The sequence below is a fragment of the Neolewinella litorea genome, from assembly GCF_004803465.1.
In the GTDB taxonomy this organism is placed as follows: Bacteria; Bacteroidota; Bacteroidia; order Chitinophagales; family Saprospiraceae; genus Neolewinella; species Neolewinella litorea.
The window spans coordinates 957,799-978,710 of sequence record NZ_SRSF01000001.1 but is presented as its reverse complement, the minus strand read 5'-3'; the positions used below and the strand labels follow the sequence as shown (position 1 = coordinate 978,710).

The following is a 20,912-nucleotide window of genomic DNA, read 5'->3' as shown; positions in this document are numbered from 1 at the left end:
GAACATCCGTGATCAGGTCCGGTAAGCAGACGTACTCCTGACCTATAGCTACCGGCACTTATTCTTAGACTCACCCTTCAAGTGTTCCCGGACCCCCTAATGGGCCAGCACTCCTTCTACCGTAGCCGGAGTTACCTGGGCGATGGCGTTTTGCCGGACTTTGCCGGGGTAAGATCCCGGCTTCGGGGGTGGTGGCCAGATTGGTAGTAGCGATGAAGTTCGGGTCGTCAGCTTAACCAAGCCCCGGAAGGATTGGGTGCTGAGCCGCTGGTCATAGCCAGGACCAATACTATCCGGAGGGCCAGCACACGCACCAGCAAACTCCGCAGCTCGAGCACTTCCATCATGATTACTGAGTTCAGAATGAGGGCCAAGGCTACCAGGGACCACGACCTGATCCGGAGGTAACCGATGGATTGTTGCAGAATCTCTCCTGAAGTATCCATCACCCCCACGAAGCGATTGGCGAACATGCTGAAAACGATCGACAGGGAAAGAACGAGTATACAAATGACCCGCAGTCAACTGGCAGCCCGGCGCGCGGTCAGTTCCGCCTCGCCCCGGAAAAACGCACTTCTCACAAAGTAGAATATTGGCATTGTCCGCCGCTGTGGTATTATACCTCAGGCCGACGGTAGCCCGTAGCATAAGCTCTCGCACTCTGGGAGATTCCAATTGTCCACCAACGGCTAAATAGCCACTCTGTACGGCATGCATGGTTTGAGAGTTTCCGAAGGGGCACAACTCCCACGCAACCCCCCGCGATCTCAGTTGTACCTTTAGGGTATGCTCATCGACCAACACGGCCGGCAACTTACGTACCTGCGGCTGGCGGTAACCGACCGCTGTAACCTGCGGTGCCGCTACTGCATGCCGGAGGAGGGGATTGCCTTTGCCCCACGGGAGGCCCTGCTGAACTACGATGAGATCCTTTTTCTCTGCGGTGTGCTGGCGGAAATGGGCGTAACCAAAGTGCGACTCACGGGCGGGGAGCCGCTGGTGCGGCGCGACCTGCCAGTGCTGGTTCGGGGGCTGGGGGAGTTGTTTCCCCGCTTGGCCATGACCACGAACGGCATCCTCCTGCCGCGCTACCTCGACGAGTTGGCAGCCGCGGGCCTGACGACCTTCAACATTAGTCTGGACACCCTTCGTCCGGAGCGTTTCTTCCAGATCACGCGTCGCGACAACTACACCGAAACCCTGGCCGCCCTCGACCTCGTGGTAGAGCGAGGCTACCGCGCCAAGGTTAATGTGGTGGTCATGCGCGGCGTAAACGATGACGAACTGGTTGACTTCGTGGAACTGACGCGCGACCGCCCGCTGGACGTGCGCTTTATCGAGGCCATGCCCTTTAACGACGACGACGGCAACCACGACGTATTCCTATCCTACGACGCCATGCTCCGGCAGCTCCTGGAAACCTATCCTACCCTGGAACAAACGACTGCCCAGGGGGGGAGTGCCGTAACATTTGCGGTGCCCGGCTACCGGGGCAAGGTGGCCATTATTCCAGCTTACAGCCGGAGCCTTTGTGGTAGCTGCGACCGTCTGCGGCTGACGCCCCGGGGTACGATGCTGAATTGCCTGTATTCAACCCAGGGACTGGAGTTGCTGCCCCTGCTGCGGGCGGGTATACCGCGCGACGAACTGGAGGAACTGATCCGGCAGTACGTCCACGGCAAGTACGCTACCGGGCAGGAAACCGAACGGCGTGAGCAGCAAGGAAATGTGTTCGCCAGTATGACCAGTATTGGCGGTTAACCAAAACAATACGTATGCCTCTTTCCCATCTGGACGATGCCGGGCGGCCCGCCATGGTCGACGTCGGCGATAAGGCCGTCACCCAGCGTACCGCCACGGCGGGATGCCGGGTAGTCCTCGGCAAAACGATTCTGGACGAACTGCGCCGCGGGGACTTCACCACCAAAAAAGGGTCGGTGATTCAGACCGCCGTCATTGCCGCCACCATGGCCGTAAAACAAACCTCGGCGGTGATTCCGCTTTGTCATCCCCTGCCGATCAACGGCTGTAAGGTGGCTATCGAGGAAACTGGGGAGGATACGTTGCGGGTAAGCTGCACCGTGAAGACGGAAGGCAAGACCGGCGTGGAGATGGAAGCCCTGCACGGTGCCAGCGTGGCGGCCCTCACGATCTACGACATGTGCAAGGCGATGTCGCACGACATCGAGATTCAGGACCTGCGCCTCGAAAGCAAGCGGGGCGGGAAAAGCGATTACGACCGTGGCTGAAGACCGTTACGCCCGGCAGACCGTATTGCCCGAAATCGGGAAGGAAGGGCAGGCCCGCCTGGCCGCCGCCCGGGTGGTGATCGTGGGCTGTGGCGGACTGGGCAGTCCGGCCGCGGCCTACCTGGCCGGCAGCGGGGTAGGGGCCCTGCGACTGGTAGACGGCGACCGCCCGGAAACCACGAACCTGCACCGACAGGTATTCTACGCGGAGGGGGAGGATGACGACAAGGTCACTCAACTCAAAGCACACCTGCAGCGGTTGAACCCGTCGGTGAAAGTCTCGGCCGTAGCCAAACACCTCACCGCCGCGAATGCGCGTCCCCTCCTGACGGGAGCTAATCTGGTGCTCGACTGTACCGACGACGCCCGCACCAAGCACCTGCTGAACGACGCCTGCGTATACCTCGGTGTCCCTCTGTTGTACGCCGCCGCCCAAGGCTACAGCGGCTACCTGGCTCTCTTCGAGAATAAACCTGGAGGCATTCATCTGCGGGACGTTTACCCGGCTCCCGATCCCAGTCTGCCCGACTGCGCCACTGCCGGCGTATTGCCCACCGCGGTAGGTATTGTGGCTCTGCTGCAGGCCAACGCTGCCCTTTGCTACCTCTTGGGCATCGGCGACCCGCCCATAGACCGGCTTCTGACCTACCATGCCCTCGATAACACCCAGCACCGCATCAAACTGCAGAAAACTTACCAAGGTGAGATCCCCATTCCGTGGGCTACCACCAATGGAGAAACCGACCGCGCCGCCCTTGAGGTAGTGAGCGAAACCCTGACCCCCCCGGGTTACGATGGCATCTTCAGCATGCTCTCCGAAACCCGTGAGCCGGCACTTCCCGCGGGCGTCCAGCGCCTGGACCAGCGCAATCCGCTAGGTCAATGCCTGGAAATAATGGAAGAAGGTGGCAAATACCTCCTCTACTGCAACTCCGGAAAACTCAGTCTGGTCCTCGCCGCCCAAATCAAAAAGGAACGGCCGGGGGTAGAGGTGGTGAGTTTGCGGGGTGGGGTACAGGGGATTTGAGATTTACGATTTACAATATTTGTATTTACGATTTTGAAGCATTGCCCCGGAGATAGGCATCGGTCTATACCAGGCATTTTCAATGCTCGTACTCCACCTTGCCTGGGGTGAACAGATTCGTGCGTCAGTACGCTAGTGAATCGCAGATTTTCCTTGGTAAGTCCCCTCCCGGCCCTGGAAGGGACGGATTACGACGAGCGGGGTCAGTTCCAAAGGCACCGAGGAACGGGCTCCGCGGGCAAGAAATTAAGGAGGCAAATTCCGTTGGCACTATCGCAAAACCCCTCGGATAAATACCCTGCCGCTCGGCTTGGAAAACCTCGACCTTACGGCAGGCAGCCCCACCTTACATAGTAGTAAATGGCAACATGTTAAATCCCCAGGCCCTGGAAGGGACGATCCACGACGAGCGGGGTCAGTTCCGAGGGCACCGAGGAACGGGCTCCGCGGGCATAAATCGTAAATCAAAAATTGTAAATGAGACCCCCCCTAGGGATGCGCATTTAACCAATGACTACCATCCGCACGGTATTCCCTTTTCCAGATGGGGACGGTTTTCTTGAGCTCGTCGATAATGAACTCGCAGCCTTCGAAGGCGGGCTTGCGGTGGACGCTACTCACGGCGATGATGACGGCGGTTTCCCCGATGGCAAGGTCGCCGGTGCGATGGTGGAGGGCTACGGCGTGGAGGCCGAAGTCGTTGCGGGCGGCGACTGCGATTTTGGTCATTTCCTTGACGGCCATGGGAGCGTAAGCCTCAAATTCCAGGTGGGTGACGGTAGCACCCAGGTTGAGGTCGCGGATGGTGCCTTCGAAAAAGCAGAGTCCGCCGCAGGAGGGGTGGACGACGAAATCGCGGCACACCTGCAGACTGAGGGCGGTGGCGCTCAGTTGAACGTCGATATGATCGTTGGGGTCAGCCACCGGCCACGGGGGGGATGATGACGAGCTGGTCGCCGGCTTCAATGCGCTCCTCATCGCTGGCGTACTCCTCATTGCGGGCGATCGCGAAACTGACCAGTTCCCCAAAGGCGGGGTAGGTCCGCAGCAGGGCTTGCCGCAACTCGGCGACGCTGCGCCCTTCAAGTTGGTCGAGAGTGAGATAGGGCCCACCGGCGATGTCGCGGGCCACCCCGAAACATTGGATCTTCATCATGCTAAAATACCCAGTTAGACCAAACTAACCGCAGGCCAACCAAAAGGATGAGCAGGGCGGCTACTTTCCGGATTACGGCAGGTGGGAAGCGGTGCAACGTTAAGTGAGTGCCCAGGTAACCGCCGCCGGCCACGGCGACCGTCAGCAGGAGGGTAAGGGATACGTCCAGGGCAACGCCAACGCTGAATTGTCCGGCCAGCCCCGCCACGGAATTCAGTACGATGAACAGACTGGTGGTGGCTGCAATAGCGCGCGCCCCGTCCCAGCGACTCAGGAACAGGATGGGGGAGAGAAAGATGCCCCCGCCAATTCCGGCCACTCCGGACACGAAACCGACGATCGTACCGATGCCCACGGCTACGGCACCCGCGCCCCGCCGCCGTCCTATGGCTTCCGCATCCGCCGCTTCCGATCGCTGCCAGAGCATGAGTACGGCCGCAAGCAGCAACAGTCCGCCGAGCATCAGCAAATACTGCTGCCGGGGCAACTGCACCCGTCCGCCCAGAAAAGCCGCCGGCATACTGGCCACCACCAGGGGAAGTGCCCGCCGCCAAGGCGTCACCCCCGCCCGGGCGTAAGCGACCGAACTGCCCCCCGTGACCACCAGGTTGCATACCAGGGCTATGGGCCGAATGGCACCGGTAGGTAGGCCCGATAGCGCTAATAGTGCCAGGTAGCTACTGCCCCCGCCGAAACCCGCCGAAGCGTAGAGCGCCGCCACGAGAAAAAAGGAAAGGAAAAGCCAGAGGTACTCCACGTCAGCAAAATTAACCCACTGGGCGCAGCAAACTTTCCCCCGCCCCGATCACCTTTCCAAGCATGACTATTCAAGAACGCGCCCTGCGGATCGACGAACTCCTCTGCGCCGAATACGGAGCCCCCTTCGTGCCCTTCAGTTTTCGGGATCCGCTGAGCGAACTCGTTAGCGCCCTGCTGTCGCACCGTACGAAGAACGCCGTGACCCGGGCGGCGTTTCTGCAACTAACGGACACTTTCCCCACCTGGGAGCAGGTAGTAGCCGCCCCCACCGGGGCCGTCGAAGCCGCCATTAGCGCCGTGACCTACCCGGAAGTGAAGGCGCCCCGCATACAGGAGGCCCTGCGGCGGGTGCAGGAAGGCAACGAGGGTGCGCTGAACCTCGATTTTCTAGCGGGATGGCCCGTGCGGGAGGCTCGCGACTGGCTGGAGGCGATCCCCGGGGTGGGGGCCAAGACCAGCGCCGCCGTGCTGAACTTCAGCCGCTTGCGACGGCCAGCCCTCGTGGTGGATACCCACCACCAGCGGGTAGCGCAGCGAGTGGGGATCGTGCCGGCCAAGGCAAGTATTGACAAGGCCTCGAAGATCTTGCAGGAGTACCTGCCGGCGGAGTGGGACGGACAGCGGGTATACGACAGCCACCAGGGGTACATGCGGCACGGGCAGCGGGTGTGCCACTGGCGCGATCCCGACTGCGGCCGCTGCGTGGTGCGCCACCTTTGTGACTTTCCGCGGAAGGGGTAGCCGGGTGGATGTAGTACCTTTGCGCGCTAAATTCAGCACCGCATGATCGAACGCCAAGAAATCAAGACCCTGCTGCAGGACCCGCCCATCGGCAGCGAAGTTACCGTCATGGGATGGGTACGCGCCTGGCGCGGCAACCGGTTTATGGTCCTTAACGACGGCAGCGGCCCGGAAACCCTGCAGGTGGTGGTCGACGGCGACCGCATCGACGAGGCCACCCTGCGCGGCATCGGGTTTCACGCTTGCGTGAGTGCCACGGGTACCATGACGGAAAGCCAGGGCAGCGGCCAATCGGTCGAGCTCATTGCGGACAGCGTAAAGATTTTCGGCGAGAACGAGCTGAGCCGGTACCCGCTGCAACCCAAGAAGCAGTCGATGGAGTTTCTCCGCGACAATGCCCAGTTCCGGATGCGGACCAACACCTTCAGCTCGGTCTTCCGGGTGCGCCACGGGCTGGCCTACGCGGTAAACAAGTACTTCCACGACCGGGGATACTACTACCTGCATACACCCATTATCACCGGCAACGACGCTGAGGGTGCCGGGGAGATGTTCCGCGTATCCACCCTCGATCCACTGAACCCACCCAAAACCGAGGATGGACAGATCGACTATCGTCAGGACTTCTTCGGCAAGGCCACTAACCTTACCGTCAGTGGTCAGCTGCAGGCCGAGATCGGTGCCCTGGCCCTGGGAAAGGTGTACACCTTCGGCCCCACCTTCCGCGCCGAGAACAGCAACACCAGCCGCCACCTCGCGGAATTCTGGATGATCGAGCCCGAGATCGCTTTCGCTGACCTGGAAAACGACATGGAACTGGCGGAGGACTTCGTCAAGTACCTCATCAACTACTGCCTGGAGCACTACGCCGGCGACCTGGAATACCTCGACGCCCGCATCCAAGAAGCGGAGAAAAACATGAAGGCCACCGACCGCCGTCCCATGGGCCTGATCGATACTTTGAAGTTTGTGGTCGAAAACGACTTTGCCCGCGTCACCTACACCGAAGCCCTCGACATCCTGATGCGCTCCAAAGCGTATAAAAAAGGCAAGTTTGAGTTCCCCCTGGCTTGGGGTACCGACCTACAAGCCGAGCACGAACGATACCTGGTGGAAAAGCACTTCCAGCGGCCCGTCATCGTGCGGGATTACCCGAAGGACATCAAGGCATTCTACATGCGGCAGAACGACGACGGCCAAACGGTTGCCGCCATGGACGTTCTTTTCCCCTATATCGGCGAGGTGATCGGCGGAAGCCAGCGGGAAGAGCGGGAAGACAAGCTCCGCCAACGCATGAATGAAATGGGCGTCCACGCCGACGAGCTCGACTGGTACCTCCAGCTCCGCACCTTCGGCGGTTGCCCCCACGCCGGCTTCGGATTGGGCTTCGAACGCATCGTCCAGTTCATCACCGGAATGGGCAATATCCGCGACGTAATTCCTTTCCCGCGGGCCCCGCGCCTGGCACAGTTTTGAATTATTGAATTATTGAATGGCTGAATTAGTGAATATGTGCCGAGAACTGGCCCTGGGAGCAAATTCACCAATTCACTAATTCAAACATTCACTAATTCAGGCATTCACCAATAGACCCCTTATGATACGTATCGGTACCCGCGGCTCCCGCCTGGCCCTTTGGCAGGCCCACTTCGTCCAGGCAGAACTGCGCAAGCACGGATTGGATAGCGAACTGGAAGTCATCAAGACCCAGGGTGATCGGGTTCAGCACCTCGGCTTCGATAAGCTGGAGGGCAAGGGCTTCTTCACCAAAGAGATTGAAGACGCGCTGCTGGCCGGTCAGATCGACTGCGCCGTCCACAGCCTGAAGGACCTGCCGACCAACCAGCCCGACGGATTGGTGCTCGCCGCCCTCAGTTACCGGGCTTCGGTGGAGGACGTGGTGCTGATCCACCGCGACCGGGTAGTGAAGGGACAACCATTCTGGCTCGGCGACGGCGCCACCATTGGTACCAGCAGCAACCGCCGCAAGGCGATCCTAAAAGACTTGCACCCGGGCTTGCAGCCGGTCGACATCCGCGGCAACGTGCCCACCCGCATGAAGAAAGCCCTGACCGGCGAGCTCGACGCCGTGGTCCTGGCCGCCGCTGGCCTCGAACGGCTGGAACTGGACCTGAGCGATTTGGAAGTTATCCGGCCCTCCCCCCGCGAATTCGTCCCCGCCCCAGGGCAGGGCGTGATGGCTGTGCAGACCCGTGAGGAGGATATCGACATGCGCAAAAAGCTGTCGCTACTCCACCACCCCGTAGTGGGAGAATGCACCAACGTGGAGCGCACCGTGCTCAACCTGATGCAGGGAGGATGCTCCATGCCCCTGGGCGTGTACTGCGAAAAGGATCAGATGGGGAATTTTCACGTTTGGGCGGCTTACGCACCGGGTGCTGGGGCACACTTGCGGAGGGTGCAACTCAGTCAGTCGACCCGCGCCGGGCTACCCGAGGCGGTGGTCGAGCAACTGCTCAGCGCGCCGACAACGATCTGACGGTAGCCTCCTCGAGCCGGCGCTGCCGTCCGCTGCCCAGGGGTACCACCACGCCCGCCCCCGCGCCGGTCTGAGGCGATACGACCGGTCCGATCTGCAGGCTGAGGTCGTCACTGATGTCAAAATCCTGCAAGTGGGCGTCGGTAAATGCCTCCACCGCCTGCAGCACGTAGCCGGCAATGACAAAGATGTAGGCCGTCTGCCGGTTGCGGTTTACCCCGTTGCGGGCCTGCACCAACGCTGCGGTACCCACTCCGGCCAAAGAAGGCTCATTTTCCGTGGGGATGCATTCGGCGTTCGGGATCACGATCACCTTCCCGTCGCCCAGGCAGCGCTGTTCCAGGGCCGTCACGTAGCGCGTGTAGAGCGTTTGGTTGTAGTCGGCCACTGCCACGATACCGAGCAGTCCACCGTACACCAGCGGCACCTTCCACCAGGCGTTGTTGAATACCTGTCCGCCCCCCGGGATGATCGCCCATAACAAGGCCTGCTTGGGCTGGCGGTTGATCTGTTTGAGCGTCAGCACCGGCGCGGGCTCCGGCACGGTATCGCGTATGAGGTCATATTGCGCGGACGCGGGTGCCAGGCCCGCCAACAGAAGCAGGGCAATGAGGTAAGCACGACGCAGCAATGGGTACGGCATAGGTACTAAGGAGGCCCGGGAGCGGGGGCGGGTTGCCACCGGCGGGTGAATACTCACTCTACGGCTTTGTAGAACTGGTCGAGTTGTTCCTTGCTTTCGAAGCGGAGCACAATACTGCCGGAGCGTCCCTCGCGATTGTCGACCTTGACCTTGACCTTTTTGGTGCCGAAGAATTCGGCGAAGGCCTGCTCCACGCGCTGGGCGTCGTCGTTGGAGGGCGGGGCGCCTTTGGCTACTTTGTTCTTGTGCTTGTATACGCGGCTTTCGCGCTCGATATCGCGAACCGACCAGTTGGGGTGGGAGAGGATGTCGTCGAGGAAGGTCTCCTGCTGGCCGATGTCCTTGATGCCCGAAAACGTCTTGGCGGCGCCGATGCTGATCTTGCGGTCCTTGATCGCCTGGCGCACCCGGTTGGAAGTACTCAGGATGGTCAGGTAATTCGTGATGGTCGAGCGTTTCTTGCCTACGCGGCGGGCCAGTTGTTCCTGCGTGAGGTCGAACTCCTCCTGCAGCCGCAGGTAAGAGTAGGCCACCTCCATGGGGTTAAGGTCCTCGCGTTGAATGTTCTCGATGAGGGCCATCTCCAGCAGCGTCTGGTCGTTGGCCGTGCGGATAAAGGCGGGAACTTCACGCAGTCCGGCCAATTGGCTGGCGCGGTAGCGGCGCTCACCGCTGATGATCTGGTAGGTGCCGTCGCCCATGTGACGCACCGTCATCGGCTGGATGATGCCATGGACGCGGATGCTGTCGGCCAGTTCCTTCAGGGCTTCCTTTTCGAACTCCTGCCGGGGCTGGTCGGGGTTGGCGGCGATCTTATCGATCGGGAGCATGGCGAAGTTGCGGCTGAGGGTCTTGATGGTTTCCTCTTCGCTGGCCTTGTCGAGCCGTTGGCCGGGAAACAGCGCGCTCAGTCCGTTTTTCAGGTCGCTGCTGCTGGGTTTGCCCCGCTTTAATTTCTTGGCCATAGGGTAGGGAGAAGGTTTGGGGCACAAAGATAGCAAAAACCACTGCCCCCCGCCCGCCCGCCCCCGCCATGCACCCGCGCGCGGCGCCCCCTGCTTACGAAGAAAAAATGGTAAGCTGAGAAAAAAATTCAACCCGATTCTGACAAATGAGAAGCTAATAAACATCAGGCTTTACGCCTACTTTGACCGAACAGGCGGGGTGAGCCCTTGTCGCGACTCGAACTTGAGGTGCAAAATTTCAGTTAAATTCAAGGGAGTATTCTCCTACAACCCTAACACTTTGAACAACTGATGAAGATTGCATTCCTGGGTAACTACCCACCTAAAGCCTGTGGCATCGGCACCTTCACCAACAGTCTGGCCCGCGCGGTTCTCAGCAACCTCCGGGCGACTGAGATTCAGGAGTATGCCGAAGTCATTGCGATGGAGGAGCCCCAGGATGATCACGCTTACCCGGAGGAAGTGAAGCGCAAGATCCGCCCGCAGGTCGTCCAGGACTACCGCGATACGGCCGCCTACCTGAACCGGGAACGCTTCGATTTGCTGGTACTGCAACACGAGTACGGCATCTTCGGCGGCGACGATGGAGCCTACGTGCTACACCTCCTGGACGACCTGCGCATCCCGCTGATCGTCACTTTTCACACCGTTCTGCGGGAACCCAGCTTCGGGCAACGCAATGTGCTCAGCCGCATTGCTGAACGCGCGCAGGAGGTCGTCGTAATGACGCAAATGGCACGAAACCTGTTGCGGGACGTCTTTACGGTGGACGAGGAAAAGATAAACGTGATCGAGCACGGCGTACCCGTCATTGAGTCCGAAGACCGCATAACGCTACGCGAGCGCCTGGGCTGGGAAGATCACCGCGTCCTGTTCACGTTCGGTCTGCTGGGCCGGGGAAAGGGGATCGAGACCTCCATTCGGGCTCTTCCCGCAATTGTGAAGGAATTTCCCAATACCCTTTATGTGGTGTTGGGCAAAACCCATCCCCACGTGGTGCGCGACAACGGCGAGGAATACCGGGAATACCTGCTCGATCTGGCAAATGAACTGGGCGTCGGCGACAATGTCCGGATGATCAGCAAATTTGCTTCCGAGCAGGAATTGTTTGACTGCCTGCGCGCGGCAGACATCTATGTCGTACCCTATCCCAATGAGGCGCAGATCACGAGCGGTACCCTGGCCTACGCGGTAGGAGCTGGGGCGGCGATCGTAAGTACGCCCTTCTGGCACGCACAGGAATTGCTGCAGGAGGGTAGGGGGCGGCTCTTTCCGTTTCACGACCACCAGGCACTCGGCAAGGTGATCCTGGAACTGTTCCGCGACAATGAAGCCCTGGAGGACTTACGTCAGCGGGCGGCCGCCTACGGGCATTCGCTGCTCTGGCCCCGGATTGGGCGACAGTACCTCCGCGTCTTTGGAAAGGCAAAGGTGGCGTACAAAACCTATGGCCGGCGGTTGGCCGCCGAGGCGGAACTTCCCGCTCTGAATCTGGACCACCTGCTGCGACTTACCGACGATTGCGGCATTCTGCAGCACGCCAAATATGCTACGCCCAACCGGGCGGAGGGCTATTGCCTTGACGATAACGGCCGGGCCTTGCTCCTGACCGGCATGCTGCTGCAGCGCGGTCTTGGCAACCGCAAACAATTGCAGCGGCTCTCCGATACCTATCTGAGTTATATCTACCACGCCCAGGCTCCGGACGGAACCTTCCGAAACTTCATGGGTTACGACCGCCGCTGGCTGGAAGACCGGGGATCCGAAGACAGCTACGGCCGGGCCCTCTGGGGCGTCGGCTACTGTCTGGCACATCCACCGCGCTCCGACCAGCGCCTGCTTCTGGAAGAGATCTTCGTGCGGGGGATCAACCACCTCGACAGAGTGAAAAGTCCGCGCACCCTGGCCTATGGCATCCTTGCGCTGACCTACTTCCTCGACTACAAGCCGACGGATGAGGCAATGCTGAACCTGTTGGACCGCAGCTGCAATCGCCTGCTCGACCATTACCGCGACAGCCGCCGGGAAGGTTGGGAGTGGTTCGAGGGGTACCTGACCTATTGCAACGGAATCATCCCCCTGGCCCTCTTCCGGACCCTTCGGCACATCAGCAAGGAAGAGATCCTCACCGTTGCGAAGCGCACGACCCGCTTCCTGGCTGGGCAGACCGTTCTGAATGGAATGCTTTGCCCCGTAGGTTGCGACATGCCGTACGTTCACCAGCAGGAGCGGCCTCACTTCGACCAGCAACCCATTGACGTGATGTGCAAGGTGCTGTTATTCAGTGAAGCTTGCCGTCACGAAGGCTTGCAGCCTTATGGGGGGTACCTGAACCTGGCCTTCGGGTGGTTCACCGGACACAATGAGATGAAAGCCACGATGTACAACCCGGAAACGGGGGGCTGTTTCGACGGCCTGATGCAGCGCGGCGTCAACCACAACCAGGGCGCGGAAAGCCTGCTGGCCTACCTGATCAGCCGGGTGGAAATGGAGAACTTTTTCAGCGAGCGGTCGCTCTGGGCGCACCCAGGCGACCCGGAAGATCCCGAGCGTGCCTTGAAGGTATTACTGAACGGTTTTGCCATGCCGGAAATGGCGGGACGGGAAGTTCACCGCACTGACAAGTCCGCCGATACGTGAGGGTAGCGATGCTGGCTCCCATTGCCTGGGCCACCCCCCCGGCCGCTTACGGCCCCTGGGAACAGGTAACGAGCCACCTTACGGAAGGACTGGTTAAGCGCGGTATCGATGTTACCCTGTTTGCCACGGGAACGAGCCGCACCGCCGGAAAGCTGGTAGCCACGGTAGCTGCCGGTTACGCCGAACGAGGGGGGCAGGACCCAAAGGTGCTGGAGCATCTTCACATCGGGCAGGTGATGCGGGCGGCCCGGGATTTTGACATAGTACACAACCAATTTGATTTTATGCCACTCGGATACAGCCCCCTGATTTCTCCTCCCATGGTGACGACGGTCCACGGCTTCAGCAGTGAGCATATCGTACCCGTGTACCAGGAATACAATGATACGACCGACTACGTATCGATCAGTGATTCCAACCGCGACCGGCGGCTGGATTACATCGCTACCGTGTATAACGGCGTGGATACAACTCAATTCACCTTCCGCGATCAGCCGGGCCATTATCTGCTTTACTTCGGTCGAATTCACCCGGACAAGGGGGCTTCCGAAGCCATTGCCATCGCCCGCCGTGCCAAAATGCCCCTGTGGATTGCCGGATTGATCCAGGACCAGCGCTACTTTGAAGAGCGGGTGGCCCCCCACATCGACGACGAGCGGGTACGTTACCTGGGCAACGTCGGACCGGAGGACCGCGACCGGATTCTTGGTGGTGCCCATGCCTTACTGCACCCGATCTCCTTCGACGAACCTTTCGGACTCAGCGTGGCGGAGAGCATGATGACGGGTACGCCCGTAGTTGCTTTCAATCGGGGCGCAATGCCGGAATTAATCGATCAGGGTCGAACCGGTTACCTGACCGATTCAATTGAGGAAGCGGCCGACCTGGTGGGTTGCGTGACCGATCTTGACCGGTTTTTCGTAGCGGACACCGCCCGGGAGCGCTTCAGCGTAGAACGGATGGTAGATAACTACATCGATGTATACCAAACGATGCTGGCGCGCGCCTGATCAGTTGGTCAGGGTATCCAATAGTGCTTCCAGGTTGACGGTGGCGAAACGAGCGGCTTCGTCGCTGATGCCGTAGGGAATGAATACCTCACCGTTGTGAATGATGCTGCCGCAGCTATACACTACGTTCGGTACGTAGCCTTCGCGTTCATCGTCCATGGGACTGATCAGCGGCTCCTCCAGTTGTCCGATCACCTTCGTAGGATCGTCGAGGTCGAGTAGCATGGCGCCCAAACAGTAGCGCCGCATGGGTCCTACTCCGTGGGTGATGACCAGCCAACCTCTCTCGGTTTCCAGCGGAGCACCGCAGTTGCCTACCTGGTAAAGTTGCCAGGGAAATTTCGGCTCGGTCAGTTTGACAGCATCGTCCCATACTTGGAGTCGGTCGCTGGAGATGATGTAGTTGTTAATCCCGTCGATGCGGCAAAGAACATAGTATTTACCGTTGATCTTCCGGGGGAAGATGGCGTGGTTCTTGTTGACCGCGGCGTCGCCGTACACGGGGCGAATGATGAAGCTGTAGAAGTCTTCCGTCTCGATGATCATCGGGCGGATCTGCTTGCCGTTGTAGGCGGTATAGGTCCCGTAGTAGGTCTTGCGGCCGTCTTCGTGGACGAACTGCAGGAAGCGTGCGTCTTCCATGCCTTTCATCTCGAAATCGATCATGGGGTAAAGCACCCGCTCGCTGATGTCGGTATCCAGGCTGAAATGCAGTTCGTAGTACCGATCAGCAACGGTCATCAACTGGTTCAGGTGATCGCGCTGGGGACTGTCTTCCTCGAACTGCATCCACAGGCTCCAGTAGCGCTCGTAGAGTTCGCGGTGATTGAAGTTGTCGGGCAGGTCCCCTACCAGTTCGTTGTACAATTCCTCATCGATCTCCTCGCGGGAATGGCACCTTTTGTAGAAGGCTTCCTTGGTGTACTTGGAGTAGTAGATGCGTTCGGCCAGTCCGACGAACTGGTTGGTAGGCTCCGCCAGGGGGTTGTTCTCCGAATCCAGAATGATGTTGCGGAAAACAATACTGGAGGTGTGGCCTTCCCCGACGGCCCGCATGCTCATGACGATGCGCATTTGGCCCTGTTGCAGGCCGGTTTGGTCCAGCGCCGGGACAACCGAGGGGTTGAAGAAGGCGGCGGATTCGATACTGTATTCGTGGGTGAAGTAGGCGCCGATCAGGGTCTGCTTTTCCTCACTCAGGGCCAGGACCTTCTCCCGTTGTTCGGGAACCCGTTCGAGTGCGGCACTGAGGTGGCGGCGGTAGATGCCAATGGTGTTGCGGTGGCGCCGTGCGAAGTCGCGCAGGGTCCGCATCAGACTGTCGTGCGTTTCCTGGTCATCGAGGTCGATCACCCGGTCAATCAATTGGTAGGCGCGACTTTTACCGGCCCAAAAGAAGCGACCGATTACGCGACTCGAATCGCCATACATGCGCAGGGGCTTGCGCTCAACGGGTAATTGCATACTGGGGGGGTAGGTTGGGCGTGAAGCTACAGCGGAAAGATTACTCTCCGTAAAGGTTTCGTGGTTTGGCTTGATCATGAGTTCTGACACCGGGGTTAAACTGGGAAGGCGGAAGGGGTGGCCTTCTACGAGTGTATTAAAAACCACCTTATGGGCACTAACGCGGTTGAACCTCCATTAGTGTTGAGACAATGGGTGTTAGGGCGGTTTAATGCAATTTTATACGGTTTATTCTGTAATTACAATTTTTAATTCAGGATACGCACCAAAAAGCTTGTCGCCCGATGGAGGGGTTTCCATACCCTTTGCCGAATTTGCTTGCGGGGCAGATGAAAGGTTAAGCGTCGCCTACACCGCCGGGTTCGGAATAGCCCGCTGCACCGCTTCCAGCTCTTCCAGCACGGCATCCGAAAGCCGCAAGTCAACACTGTCGATATTTTCTTTCAGTTGTTCCAATGTGGTGGCCCCGATGATGGTACTCTGGGTAAAGGGACGGTCATTTACAAAGGCCAGGGCCATCTGGGTCATGTTCAGGCCGTGCGCTTCGGCAATGGCTGCGTAGGCCCGCGTCGCCTCCAGGCAGTTGTCGCTGTTGTAGCGGGTGTAGTGCGTAAACTGGTTCAGGCGGCTGGCGGGAGTATCCTTATTATACAGGTACTTTCCGCTGAGCCGGCCCATGGCGAGCGGGGAATAGTGGAAGCCGGCGATGTTCTCCCGCAGGCAAACTTCCGATAAACCGACCTCGAATCCCCGGGCCAGGAGGCTATAAGGATTCTGGATGCTCACGGGGCGGGGTAGCCCGTGCTTATCGGCCAGGTGCAGGGCGTGCATCAACCCCCAGGGGGTTTCGTTGCTCATACCCCATTCCCGGATCATGCCTTCCCGGCGAAGCTCGTCCAGGGCTTCCATCATTTCCTGAAAATTGTCTTGCCATCCGTCGAGCTCCTGCACCCCACGCTGACCAAAGAAGTTAGCCTCCCGTTCGGGCCAGTGGAGTTGGTAAAGGTCAACGTAATCGGTCTGCAGGCGCTCCAGGCTTTTATTGATGGCTTCCCGCAGTTGTGCGCGGCCGAAGCCCAGGTCGGGACGGATGTGCGCGGCCATATCGCGGGGCCCGGCGATCTTGGTGGCCAGGTAATAGCGGTCGCGGTGCTTGCGGGCCCGTATCCAGGTGCCGATGATGCGTTCGGTACTGCCCTGGGTCTCCGGGCGGGGGGGAACCGAATACATTTCCGCCGTGTCGATCATATTGATCCCGCGCTCCAGCGCATAGTCCAACTGCCGGTGGCCTTCCGCCTCGGTGTTCTGCTGACCGAAGGTCATGGTGCCGAGGGCGATCTTGGATACCTGCCAGTCAGTTGTACCGAACGGGCCGTAGCGCATTTCGGAATGGTGATTTTTTACGTCCATGGTCCTTTAACGCCTGACGACGGTAATGTTTCGGAGGCCCGGCCGGTCTTCCGCATGTGAACGGTCACGGATTAGCCTTAGAAAGGAAACGGTACTGGTAAGGAGCCTTATGGGCTTTGCCGGAAAGCCGTTTTTCCCGCCGCTCGAGCAGTCCCGACGCCAGCATTTTGCGCTGAAAACTGCTGCGGTGCAGTTTTTCTCCCAGGATGGCCTCGTATACCCGCTGCAACTCCTTCATGGTGAAGAGTGGGGGCAGAAGATTCATGCCCACGAGTTTTTTACCGAGATTTTCACGCAGGGTCACGAGTGCCCGCTGCACGATCTCTTCGTGATCGAAAAGCAAGGGGGGCAGTTCGTCGAGCGCATACCAATTGATGGAGTCGGAAAGGGCGTCGGGGCGGGGCACCACGGTGTTGTAGTCGATCAGCGCATAATAGGCAACGGTTACGAAGCGGTCAAGCAACCAATGGTCGGAGGCGACCGAGATGTCGTTGGCGGCGAGGATGCCCTCCATCACCCCCGGCCGGAACCGGGCCGTGTCGCCAAAGGTGTAAAACTGCTCCAGGTACACTTCGTCCAGTCCGGTACGCTCCCGCAAACCCCGCCGCGCCGCGTCGTTCAGGTTCTCATCACGCCGCACGAACCCGCCCGGCAGGGCGAACCAGTTGGTCTTGTGGTACTCCATAATGAGGATTTTCAGTTGGTCCCCCGAGAAACCGAATACCACGGAGTCGTAAGCCAGATGCGGGAGATAGGTTGCTGTGGTCGGTGCCTGCATGCCTTCAAGGTATCACATGCCGCATATTCCGGCGGACTATTGCTGCAGTGAAACAAAGATCGTATTATTGTCTCACCTTGCGACAATGGGGTAGCTCAATACGATACCACCTCACAGCAAGCACAAATTGCAAACACTCATGCCTTTCATATGCCCCGAATCCTACTCTTTCTGATGCTCTTCGTTTCTCCCTTTGTTCCTACCGCCGCCCAGGACAACGACGCGTTCGGGCACCAGGTTACCACCCGATCCGGGGTAGTAGAGGGCAGTTTTAACGTCCATGACGGCATCCAGACCTATTTCGGCGTCCCCTTCGCGCAGCCGCCGGTCGGCGACCTTCGGTGGAAGGCCCCGCAACCGGTCAATCCATGGGAGGGCGTCCGGATGGCCAAATCGTTCGGTCCCCGCGCCGTCCAGCCACCGGTTTTCGGTGATATGGATTTTCGCTCCGCCGGTATGAGCGAGGATTGCCTCTACCTTAATATATGGACGCCAGCGGATCGACACACCACCGGCCTCCCGGTCCTGGTCTATTTTTACGGTGGCGGCTTCGTAGCCGGCGACGGATCCGAGCCGCGGTACGATGGCCGCAGCATGGCCACCCAGGGAATGGTGGTGGTGACCGTCAATTACCGCCTCAACATCTTCGGTTTCTTCGCCCACCCGGAATTGAGTGCGGAAGCTCCCTACGGCGCCTCCGGCAATTACGGTCTGCTCGATCAGCAAGCCGCCCTGCAATGGGTGCACGACAACATCGCCGCCTTCGGCGGTGATCCCGGCCGGGTGACGATCGCGGGGGAGTCCGCCGGCTCCATTTCCGTGAGCGCTCAGATGGCCAGCCCCCTGTCTCGCGACCTGATCCACGGCGCAATCGGCGAAAGCGGCGCGGGCATCCATCCCACCCTCGCCCCAGTCCCACTGGCCGAGGCGGAAACCACTGGTAAGACCTTCGCCGAGCAGGCCGGCTATGGCAGCCTGGCGCAACTGCGGCAACTGAGCACCCGCGATCTCTACCAGGCCTACGTCGAGTCGCAACGCTTCGGCTTCCCGCTGGTGGTCGACGGCCATTTTCTGCCCGCCACCCTTCCCGAGATCTTTGCCGCGAAGGAGCAGGCCCAGGTGCCGCTGCTCGTAGGCTGGAACTCCGCCGAGATACCTGGAATGGCCCTCATGCAGGGGCAACCCTACGCGGCTGATAATTTTCGGCAGAAGGTCAAGGAAGCATTTCCCGATCTGGCCGATAAGGTGCTCGCCCTATATCCCCACGGTAGTGAAGCCGAAATCGAGCACTCGGCCACCGATCTGGCGTCCGACCGCTTCATCGTCTACAGCACCTGGAAATGGTTCGATCTGCACCGAAAAAACAGCGACCAATCCGTATACCGCTATCTGTTCAGTCACATCCGCCCGCAATTGCGCGACTCCGACAAAATGCCGGGCCTCGCGGGCGGTACGGTGGAACGGACCAACGATGCTCCGCCCCCGCCGCGCCCGATCGGCGCGCCCCACGCAAGCGAGATCGAATACTGCATGGGCAACCTGCACCTGGTCGACGATTACGCCTGGACGGAAGAAGACCACCGCGTCTCTAGGCAAATGCAGGCCTACTTCGCCAATTTTGTAAAGACCGGAAATCCCAACGGCAGTGAACTGGCCGATTGGCCCGCCGCTTCCGCTGACGATGAACAGCCGCCCATACTCGTCATCGACACCGACCCGGAAACCGTCAAAGCATCGAACGACGCCCGCTACCGACTGCTTGACACCTTTTACACTCCACGCTAATCGCCCTTTAGGCACAGTTTGCTAGATTATGCACCGAATCTTTCTTCCGCTTTTCCTGCTGATGTCACCTCTCGCTTTCGCCCAACTGGTTACCGGAATGGACGTAGCCGTCGCCGATACCGAATCGGGTCCCGTTCGTGGGTACATCTCCGATGGTATCTATACCTATAAGGGTATTCCTTATGCCCGGGCGGATCGCTTCGAATCCCCGCGCAAACCCGAGCCCTGGACCGAAGTCCGCAGTTCTATGTCGTGGGGTCCGGTAGCCCCCTTGCTAACGCCAACGACTGCGGTACCGGATGAGCTGGAATTCGTCTTCGACCACGATTGGGGGTATCCCAATGAGGATTGCCTGCGGCTTAACGTCTGGACCCCGGCGCTCGACGACGGGAAAAAGCGCCCCGTAATGTTCTGGATCCACGGTGGTGGATTCACGGCGGGCTCGAGTCAGGAACTGCCCTCGTACCACGGCGAGAACCTGGCCCGCAAGGGAGACGTAGTGGTGGTCTCCATCAATCACCGGCTGAATATTCTCGGCTTCCTGGATCTAAGCGCCTACGGCGAAAAGTACCGGAGCTCAGCCAACAACAGCATTGTCGATATGCGGGTGGCCCTGGAGTGGGTGCGCGACAACATCGAAAATTTCGGTGGCGACCCCAATAATGTCACGATTTTCGGACAGTCGGGTGGGGGAGCGAAGGTAAATACGCTCATGGCCATGCCCTCGGCCCGGGGCCTGTTCCACCGGGCCGTGAACCAAAGCGGTGCCTTCCGTTCGGGCATTTTGGAGCAGTCCACCACGCGGGCCATCGCCGAAGCGGTAGTTGAAGACCTTGGCCTTACACCGGCTACCATTGATGAGATCCAGCAGGTACCTTTTGATACCCTGGCCGCGGCCGGTCGTCGTGCCCTGGCGCTGGTGGAAGAACGAATGCGGGCGCAGGGCGCGCCTACCCATGCCTTCGGACTGAGCTGGGGACCGAGCGTGGACGGCAACGTACTGCCTTACCAGATGTATGCCCCCGAGGCCCTGGCGCTGTCGGAAAAGGTGCCCCTGCTGATCGGCACCGCAAAGAACGAGTTCATGCCGTCCATCCGGTCCGGACTCTCGAACGCCAGCCAACAGGAGATCGATACCTATCTAACCAATCAGTACGGCGAAAAAGCGGAAGCCTACCGGCAGGCAGTACGCGCAGCCTATCCCGAGGATAACCGCCCGACCGACCTGATTGACGTGGACATGACCTTCCGCCCCGGAGCGGTGCAACAGGCCAACCTCAAGTCGGCCCTGCCCGAAGCCGCACCGGTGTACATGTACCTGTTTACCTGGCAGTCGCCGGTGCTCGACGGCAAGTACAAAGCGCTGCACTGCATGGAGATACCTTTCGTATTCGACAACGTCGAGCGCTGCCGGCAAATGACCGGTGGAGGACCTGCAGCACAAGCGCTGGCCGACCGCGTGAGCAGCGCCTGGATCAATTTTGCCCGCACCGGTGACCCTAACACCGAAGACCTGCCGCGGTGGGAGCCCTACACAGAAGTCAACGGGGCCACCATGATGTTGAATACCGAGAGCCACCTGCGCTACCACCCCGACCGCGAATTGCTCGAGTTCGTAAATGCTTCCCGGTAAGCACAAGTCCAGGATTTCAGGCACATCCCTGCTACAGTCAACATCCCCGTTCATCCGATCGGGGATGTTTTCGTTTATGCTGAAGTGGGCGCGGTCGCAGGTGCCGTACCTGAGGGCAAGGCCAGTAGGGTGGTTCAGTCAGCCATTGGTGG

Annotated in this window: 19 protein-coding genes; 10 read left to right on the top strand and 9 right to left on the bottom strand. The window is 59.7% G+C overall.

Going from position 1 to position 20,912, the window contains the following annotated elements; genetic code table 11:
* Positions 1 to 227: 227 nt before the first annotated feature.
* Positions 228 to 473: a hypothetical protein gene (locus tag E4021_RS04055; RefSeq protein WP_136456614.1), complete on the bottom strand. Its 246-nt coding sequence runs from the start codon at positions 471 to 473 to the stop codon at positions 228 to 230.
* Positions 474 to 786: 313 nt separating this feature from the next.
* Between E4021_RS04055 and moaA the strand changes: the two genes are divergently transcribed.
* Genes moaA through E4021_RS04040 form a run of 3 tightly spaced genes read left to right on the top strand, consistent with a single transcriptional unit; the run spans position 787 to position 3,276 of the window.
* Positions 787 to 1,761: a GTP 3',8-cyclase MoaA gene (moaA, locus tag E4021_RS04050; RefSeq protein WP_136456613.1), complete on the top strand. Its 975-nt coding sequence runs from the start codon at positions 787 to 789 to the stop codon at positions 1,759 to 1,761.
* A 14-nt stretch (positions 1,762 to 1,775) separates the two neighbouring features.
* Entirely contained in the window at positions 1,776 to 2,249 is a 474-nt protein-coding gene (gene moaC, locus E4021_RS04045) for a cyclic pyranopterin monophosphate synthase MoaC (protein WP_136456612.1), read from the top strand.
* Positions 2,242 to 3,276 carry a HesA/MoeB/ThiF family protein gene (locus E4021_RS04040; protein ID WP_168797460.1) on the top strand — a complete coding sequence of 345 codons (1,035 nt, stop codon included), beginning with the start codon at positions 2,242 to 2,244 and terminating at the stop codon, positions 3,274 to 3,276. The genes moaC and E4021_RS04040 overlap by 8 nt, the downstream gene beginning before the upstream one ends.
* A gap of 489 nt (positions 3,277 to 3,765) precedes the next feature.
* Here E4021_RS04040 and E4021_RS04035 read toward each other — a convergent pair whose 3' ends face one another.
* Genes E4021_RS04035 through E4021_RS04025 form a run of 3 tightly spaced genes read right to left on the bottom strand, consistent with a single transcriptional unit; the run spans position 3,766 to position 5,189 of the window.
* A complete protein-coding gene (locus E4021_RS04035) occupies positions 3,766 to 4,200 on the bottom strand; it encodes a molybdenum cofactor biosynthesis protein MoaE (RefSeq protein ID WP_246050217.1) in 435 nt (144 codons plus the stop codon).
* A complete protein-coding gene (locus E4021_RS04030; RefSeq protein WP_136456609.1) occupies positions 4,193 to 4,432 on the bottom strand; it encodes a MoaD/ThiS family protein in 240 nt (79 codons plus the stop codon). The genes E4021_RS04035 and E4021_RS04030 overlap by 8 nt, the downstream gene beginning before the upstream one ends.
* Before the next feature lies 1 nt (position 4,433).
* The gene (locus E4021_RS04025; RefSeq protein WP_136456608.1) at positions 4,434 to 5,189 is read right to left on the bottom strand and encodes a sulfite exporter TauE/SafE family protein; all 756 of its coding nucleotides are present in this window, start codon (positions 5,187 to 5,189) and stop codon (positions 4,434 to 4,436) included.
* A gap of 62 nt (positions 5,190 to 5,251) precedes the next feature.
* Between E4021_RS04025 and E4021_RS04020 the strand changes: the two genes are divergently transcribed.
* The 3 genes from E4021_RS04020 (at position 5,252) to hemC (ending at position 8,432) form a co-directional block, all read left to right on the top strand.
* Positions 5,252 to 5,932 carry an endonuclease III domain-containing protein gene (locus E4021_RS04020; RefSeq protein WP_136456607.1) on the top strand — a complete coding sequence of 227 codons (681 nt, stop codon included), beginning with the start codon at positions 5,252 to 5,254 and terminating at the stop codon, positions 5,930 to 5,932.
* A 42-nt stretch (positions 5,933 to 5,974) separates the two neighbouring features.
* Entirely contained in the window at positions 5,975 to 7,408 is a 1,434-nt protein-coding gene (gene asnS, locus E4021_RS04015; protein ID WP_211096957.1) for an asparagine--tRNA ligase, read from the top strand.
* 121 nt (positions 7,409 to 7,529) lie between these two features.
* Entirely contained in the window at positions 7,530 to 8,432 is a 903-nt protein-coding gene (gene hemC, locus E4021_RS04010; protein WP_136456606.1) for a hydroxymethylbilane synthase, read from the top strand.
* Here the strand turns inward: hemC and E4021_RS04005 are convergent.
* Together E4021_RS04005 and E4021_RS04000 are read right to left on the bottom strand one after the other, a co-directional pair.
* Positions 8,410 to 9,075 carry a DUF5683 domain-containing protein gene (locus E4021_RS04005; RefSeq protein WP_136456605.1) on the bottom strand — a complete coding sequence of 222 codons (666 nt, stop codon included), beginning with the start codon at positions 9,073 to 9,075 and terminating at the stop codon, positions 8,410 to 8,412. The genes hemC and E4021_RS04005 overlap by 23 nt on opposite strands.
* Positions 9,076 to 9,128: 53 nt before the next feature.
* On the bottom strand, positions 9,129 to 10,040 hold the full coding sequence (locus E4021_RS04000; RefSeq protein WP_168797459.1) for a ParB/RepB/Spo0J family partition protein: 912 nt from the start codon (positions 10,038 to 10,040) through the stop codon (positions 9,129 to 9,131).
* Positions 10,041 to 10,331: 291 nt separating this feature from the next.
* Between E4021_RS04000 and E4021_RS03995 the strand changes: the two genes are divergently transcribed.
* Together E4021_RS03995 and E4021_RS03990 are read left to right on the top strand one after the other, a co-directional pair.
* Positions 10,332 to 12,680, top strand: coding sequence for a glycosyltransferase family 4 protein (locus E4021_RS03995; RefSeq protein WP_136456603.1), 2,349 nt, complete (start codon positions 10,332 to 10,334; stop codon positions 12,678 to 12,680).
* 8 nt (positions 12,681 to 12,688) lie between these two features.
* Positions 12,689 to 13,690 carry a glycosyltransferase family 4 protein gene (locus tag E4021_RS03990; protein ID WP_211096956.1) on the top strand — a complete coding sequence of 334 codons (1,002 nt, stop codon included), beginning with the start codon at positions 12,689 to 12,691 and terminating at the stop codon, positions 13,688 to 13,690.
* Here E4021_RS03990 and E4021_RS03985 read toward each other — a convergent pair whose 3' ends face one another.
* The 3 genes from E4021_RS03985 to E4021_RS03975 form a co-directional block, all read right to left on the bottom strand.
* On the bottom strand, positions 13,691 to 15,154 hold the full coding sequence (locus E4021_RS03985; protein ID WP_136456601.1) for a glycoside hydrolase family 130 protein: 1,464 nt from the start codon (positions 15,152 to 15,154) through the stop codon (positions 13,691 to 13,693). It lies immediately after the preceding gene.
* Between the two features lie 348 nt (positions 15,155 to 15,502).
* Positions 15,503 to 16,537 carry an aldo/keto reductase gene (locus E4021_RS03980; RefSeq protein WP_136456600.1) on the bottom strand — a complete coding sequence of 345 codons (1,035 nt, stop codon included), beginning with the start codon at positions 16,535 to 16,537 and terminating at the stop codon, positions 15,503 to 15,505.
* 91 nt (positions 16,538 to 16,628) lie between these two features.
* Entirely contained in the window at positions 16,629 to 17,342 is a 714-nt protein-coding gene (locus E4021_RS03975; RefSeq protein ID WP_136456599.1) for an NUDIX hydrolase, read from the bottom strand.
* A gap of 150 nt (positions 17,343 to 17,492) precedes the next feature.
* On the opposite strand from E4021_RS03975, the gene E4021_RS03970 reads away from it, so the two are divergent.
* Together E4021_RS03970 and E4021_RS03965 are read left to right on the top strand one after the other, a co-directional pair.
* Complete coding sequence (locus tag E4021_RS03970) at positions 17,493 to 19,127, top strand: carboxylesterase/lipase family protein (protein WP_136456598.1); 1,635 nt, start codon at positions 17,493 to 17,495, stop codon at positions 19,125 to 19,127.
* A gap of 28 nt (positions 19,128 to 19,155) precedes the next feature.
* Entirely contained in the window at positions 19,156 to 20,760 is a 1,605-nt protein-coding gene (locus E4021_RS03965; protein ID WP_136456597.1) for a carboxylesterase/lipase family protein, read from the top strand.
* Positions 20,761 to 20,912: the final 152 nt, after the last annotated feature.

What these genes read in the sequence shown, in the direction of transcription:
- E4021_RS04005 (WP_136456605.1), bottom strand. Translation starts at nt 9,075, where the DNA reads ATGCCGTACCCATTGCTGCGTCGTGCTTACCTCATTGCCCTGCTTCTG.
- E4021_RS04030 (WP_136456609.1), bottom strand. Translation starts at nt 4,432, where the DNA reads ATGATGAAGATCCAATGTTTCGGGGTGGCCCGCGACATCGCCGGTGGG.
- hemC (WP_136456606.1), top strand. Translation starts at nt 7,530, where the DNA reads ATGATACGTATCGGTACCCGCGGCTCCCGCCTGGCCCTTTGGCAGGCC.
- E4021_RS04020 (WP_136456607.1), top strand. Translation starts at nt 5,252, where the DNA reads ATGACTATTCAAGAACGCGCCCTGCGGATCGACGAACTCCTCTGCGCC.
- E4021_RS03980 (WP_136456600.1), bottom strand. Translation starts at nt 16,537, where the DNA reads ATGCGCTACGGCCCGTTCGGTACAACTGACTGGCAGGTATCCAAGATC.
- E4021_RS03985 (WP_136456601.1), bottom strand. Translation starts at nt 15,154, where the DNA reads ATGCAATTACCCGTTGAGCGCAAGCCCCTGCGCATGTATGGCGATTCG.
- E4021_RS03995 (WP_136456603.1), top strand. Translation starts at nt 10,332, where the DNA reads ATGAAGATTGCATTCCTGGGTAACTACCCACCTAAAGCCTGTGGCATC.
- asnS (WP_211096957.1), top strand. Translation starts at nt 5,975, where the DNA reads ATGATCGAACGCCAAGAAATCAAGACCCTGCTGCAGGACCCGCCCATC.
- E4021_RS03970 (WP_136456598.1), top strand. Translation starts at nt 17,493, where the DNA reads ATGCCCCGAATCCTACTCTTTCTGATGCTCTTCGTTTCTCCCTTTGTT.
- E4021_RS03975 (WP_136456599.1), bottom strand. Translation starts at nt 17,342, where the DNA reads ATGCAGGCACCGACCACAGCAACCTATCTCCCGCATCTGGCTTACGAC.
- E4021_RS03990 (WP_211096956.1), top strand. Translation starts at nt 12,689, where the DNA reads ATGCTGGCTCCCATTGCCTGGGCCACCCCCCCGGCCGCTTACGGCCCC.
- E4021_RS04000 (WP_168797459.1), bottom strand. Translation starts at nt 10,040, where the DNA reads ATGGCCAAGAAATTAAAGCGGGGCAAACCCAGCAGCAGCGACCTGAAA.
- moaA (WP_136456613.1), top strand. Translation starts at nt 787, where the DNA reads ATGCTCATCGACCAACACGGCCGGCAACTTACGTACCTGCGGCTGGCG.
- E4021_RS04055 (WP_136456614.1), bottom strand. Translation starts at nt 473, where the DNA reads ATGTTCGCCAATCGCTTCGTGGGGGTGATGGATACTTCAGGAGAGATT.
- moaC (WP_136456612.1), top strand. Translation starts at nt 1,776, where the DNA reads ATGCCTCTTTCCCATCTGGACGATGCCGGGCGGCCCGCCATGGTCGAC.
- E4021_RS03965 (WP_136456597.1), top strand. Translation starts at nt 19,156, where the DNA reads ATGCACCGAATCTTTCTTCCGCTTTTCCTGCTGATGTCACCTCTCGCT.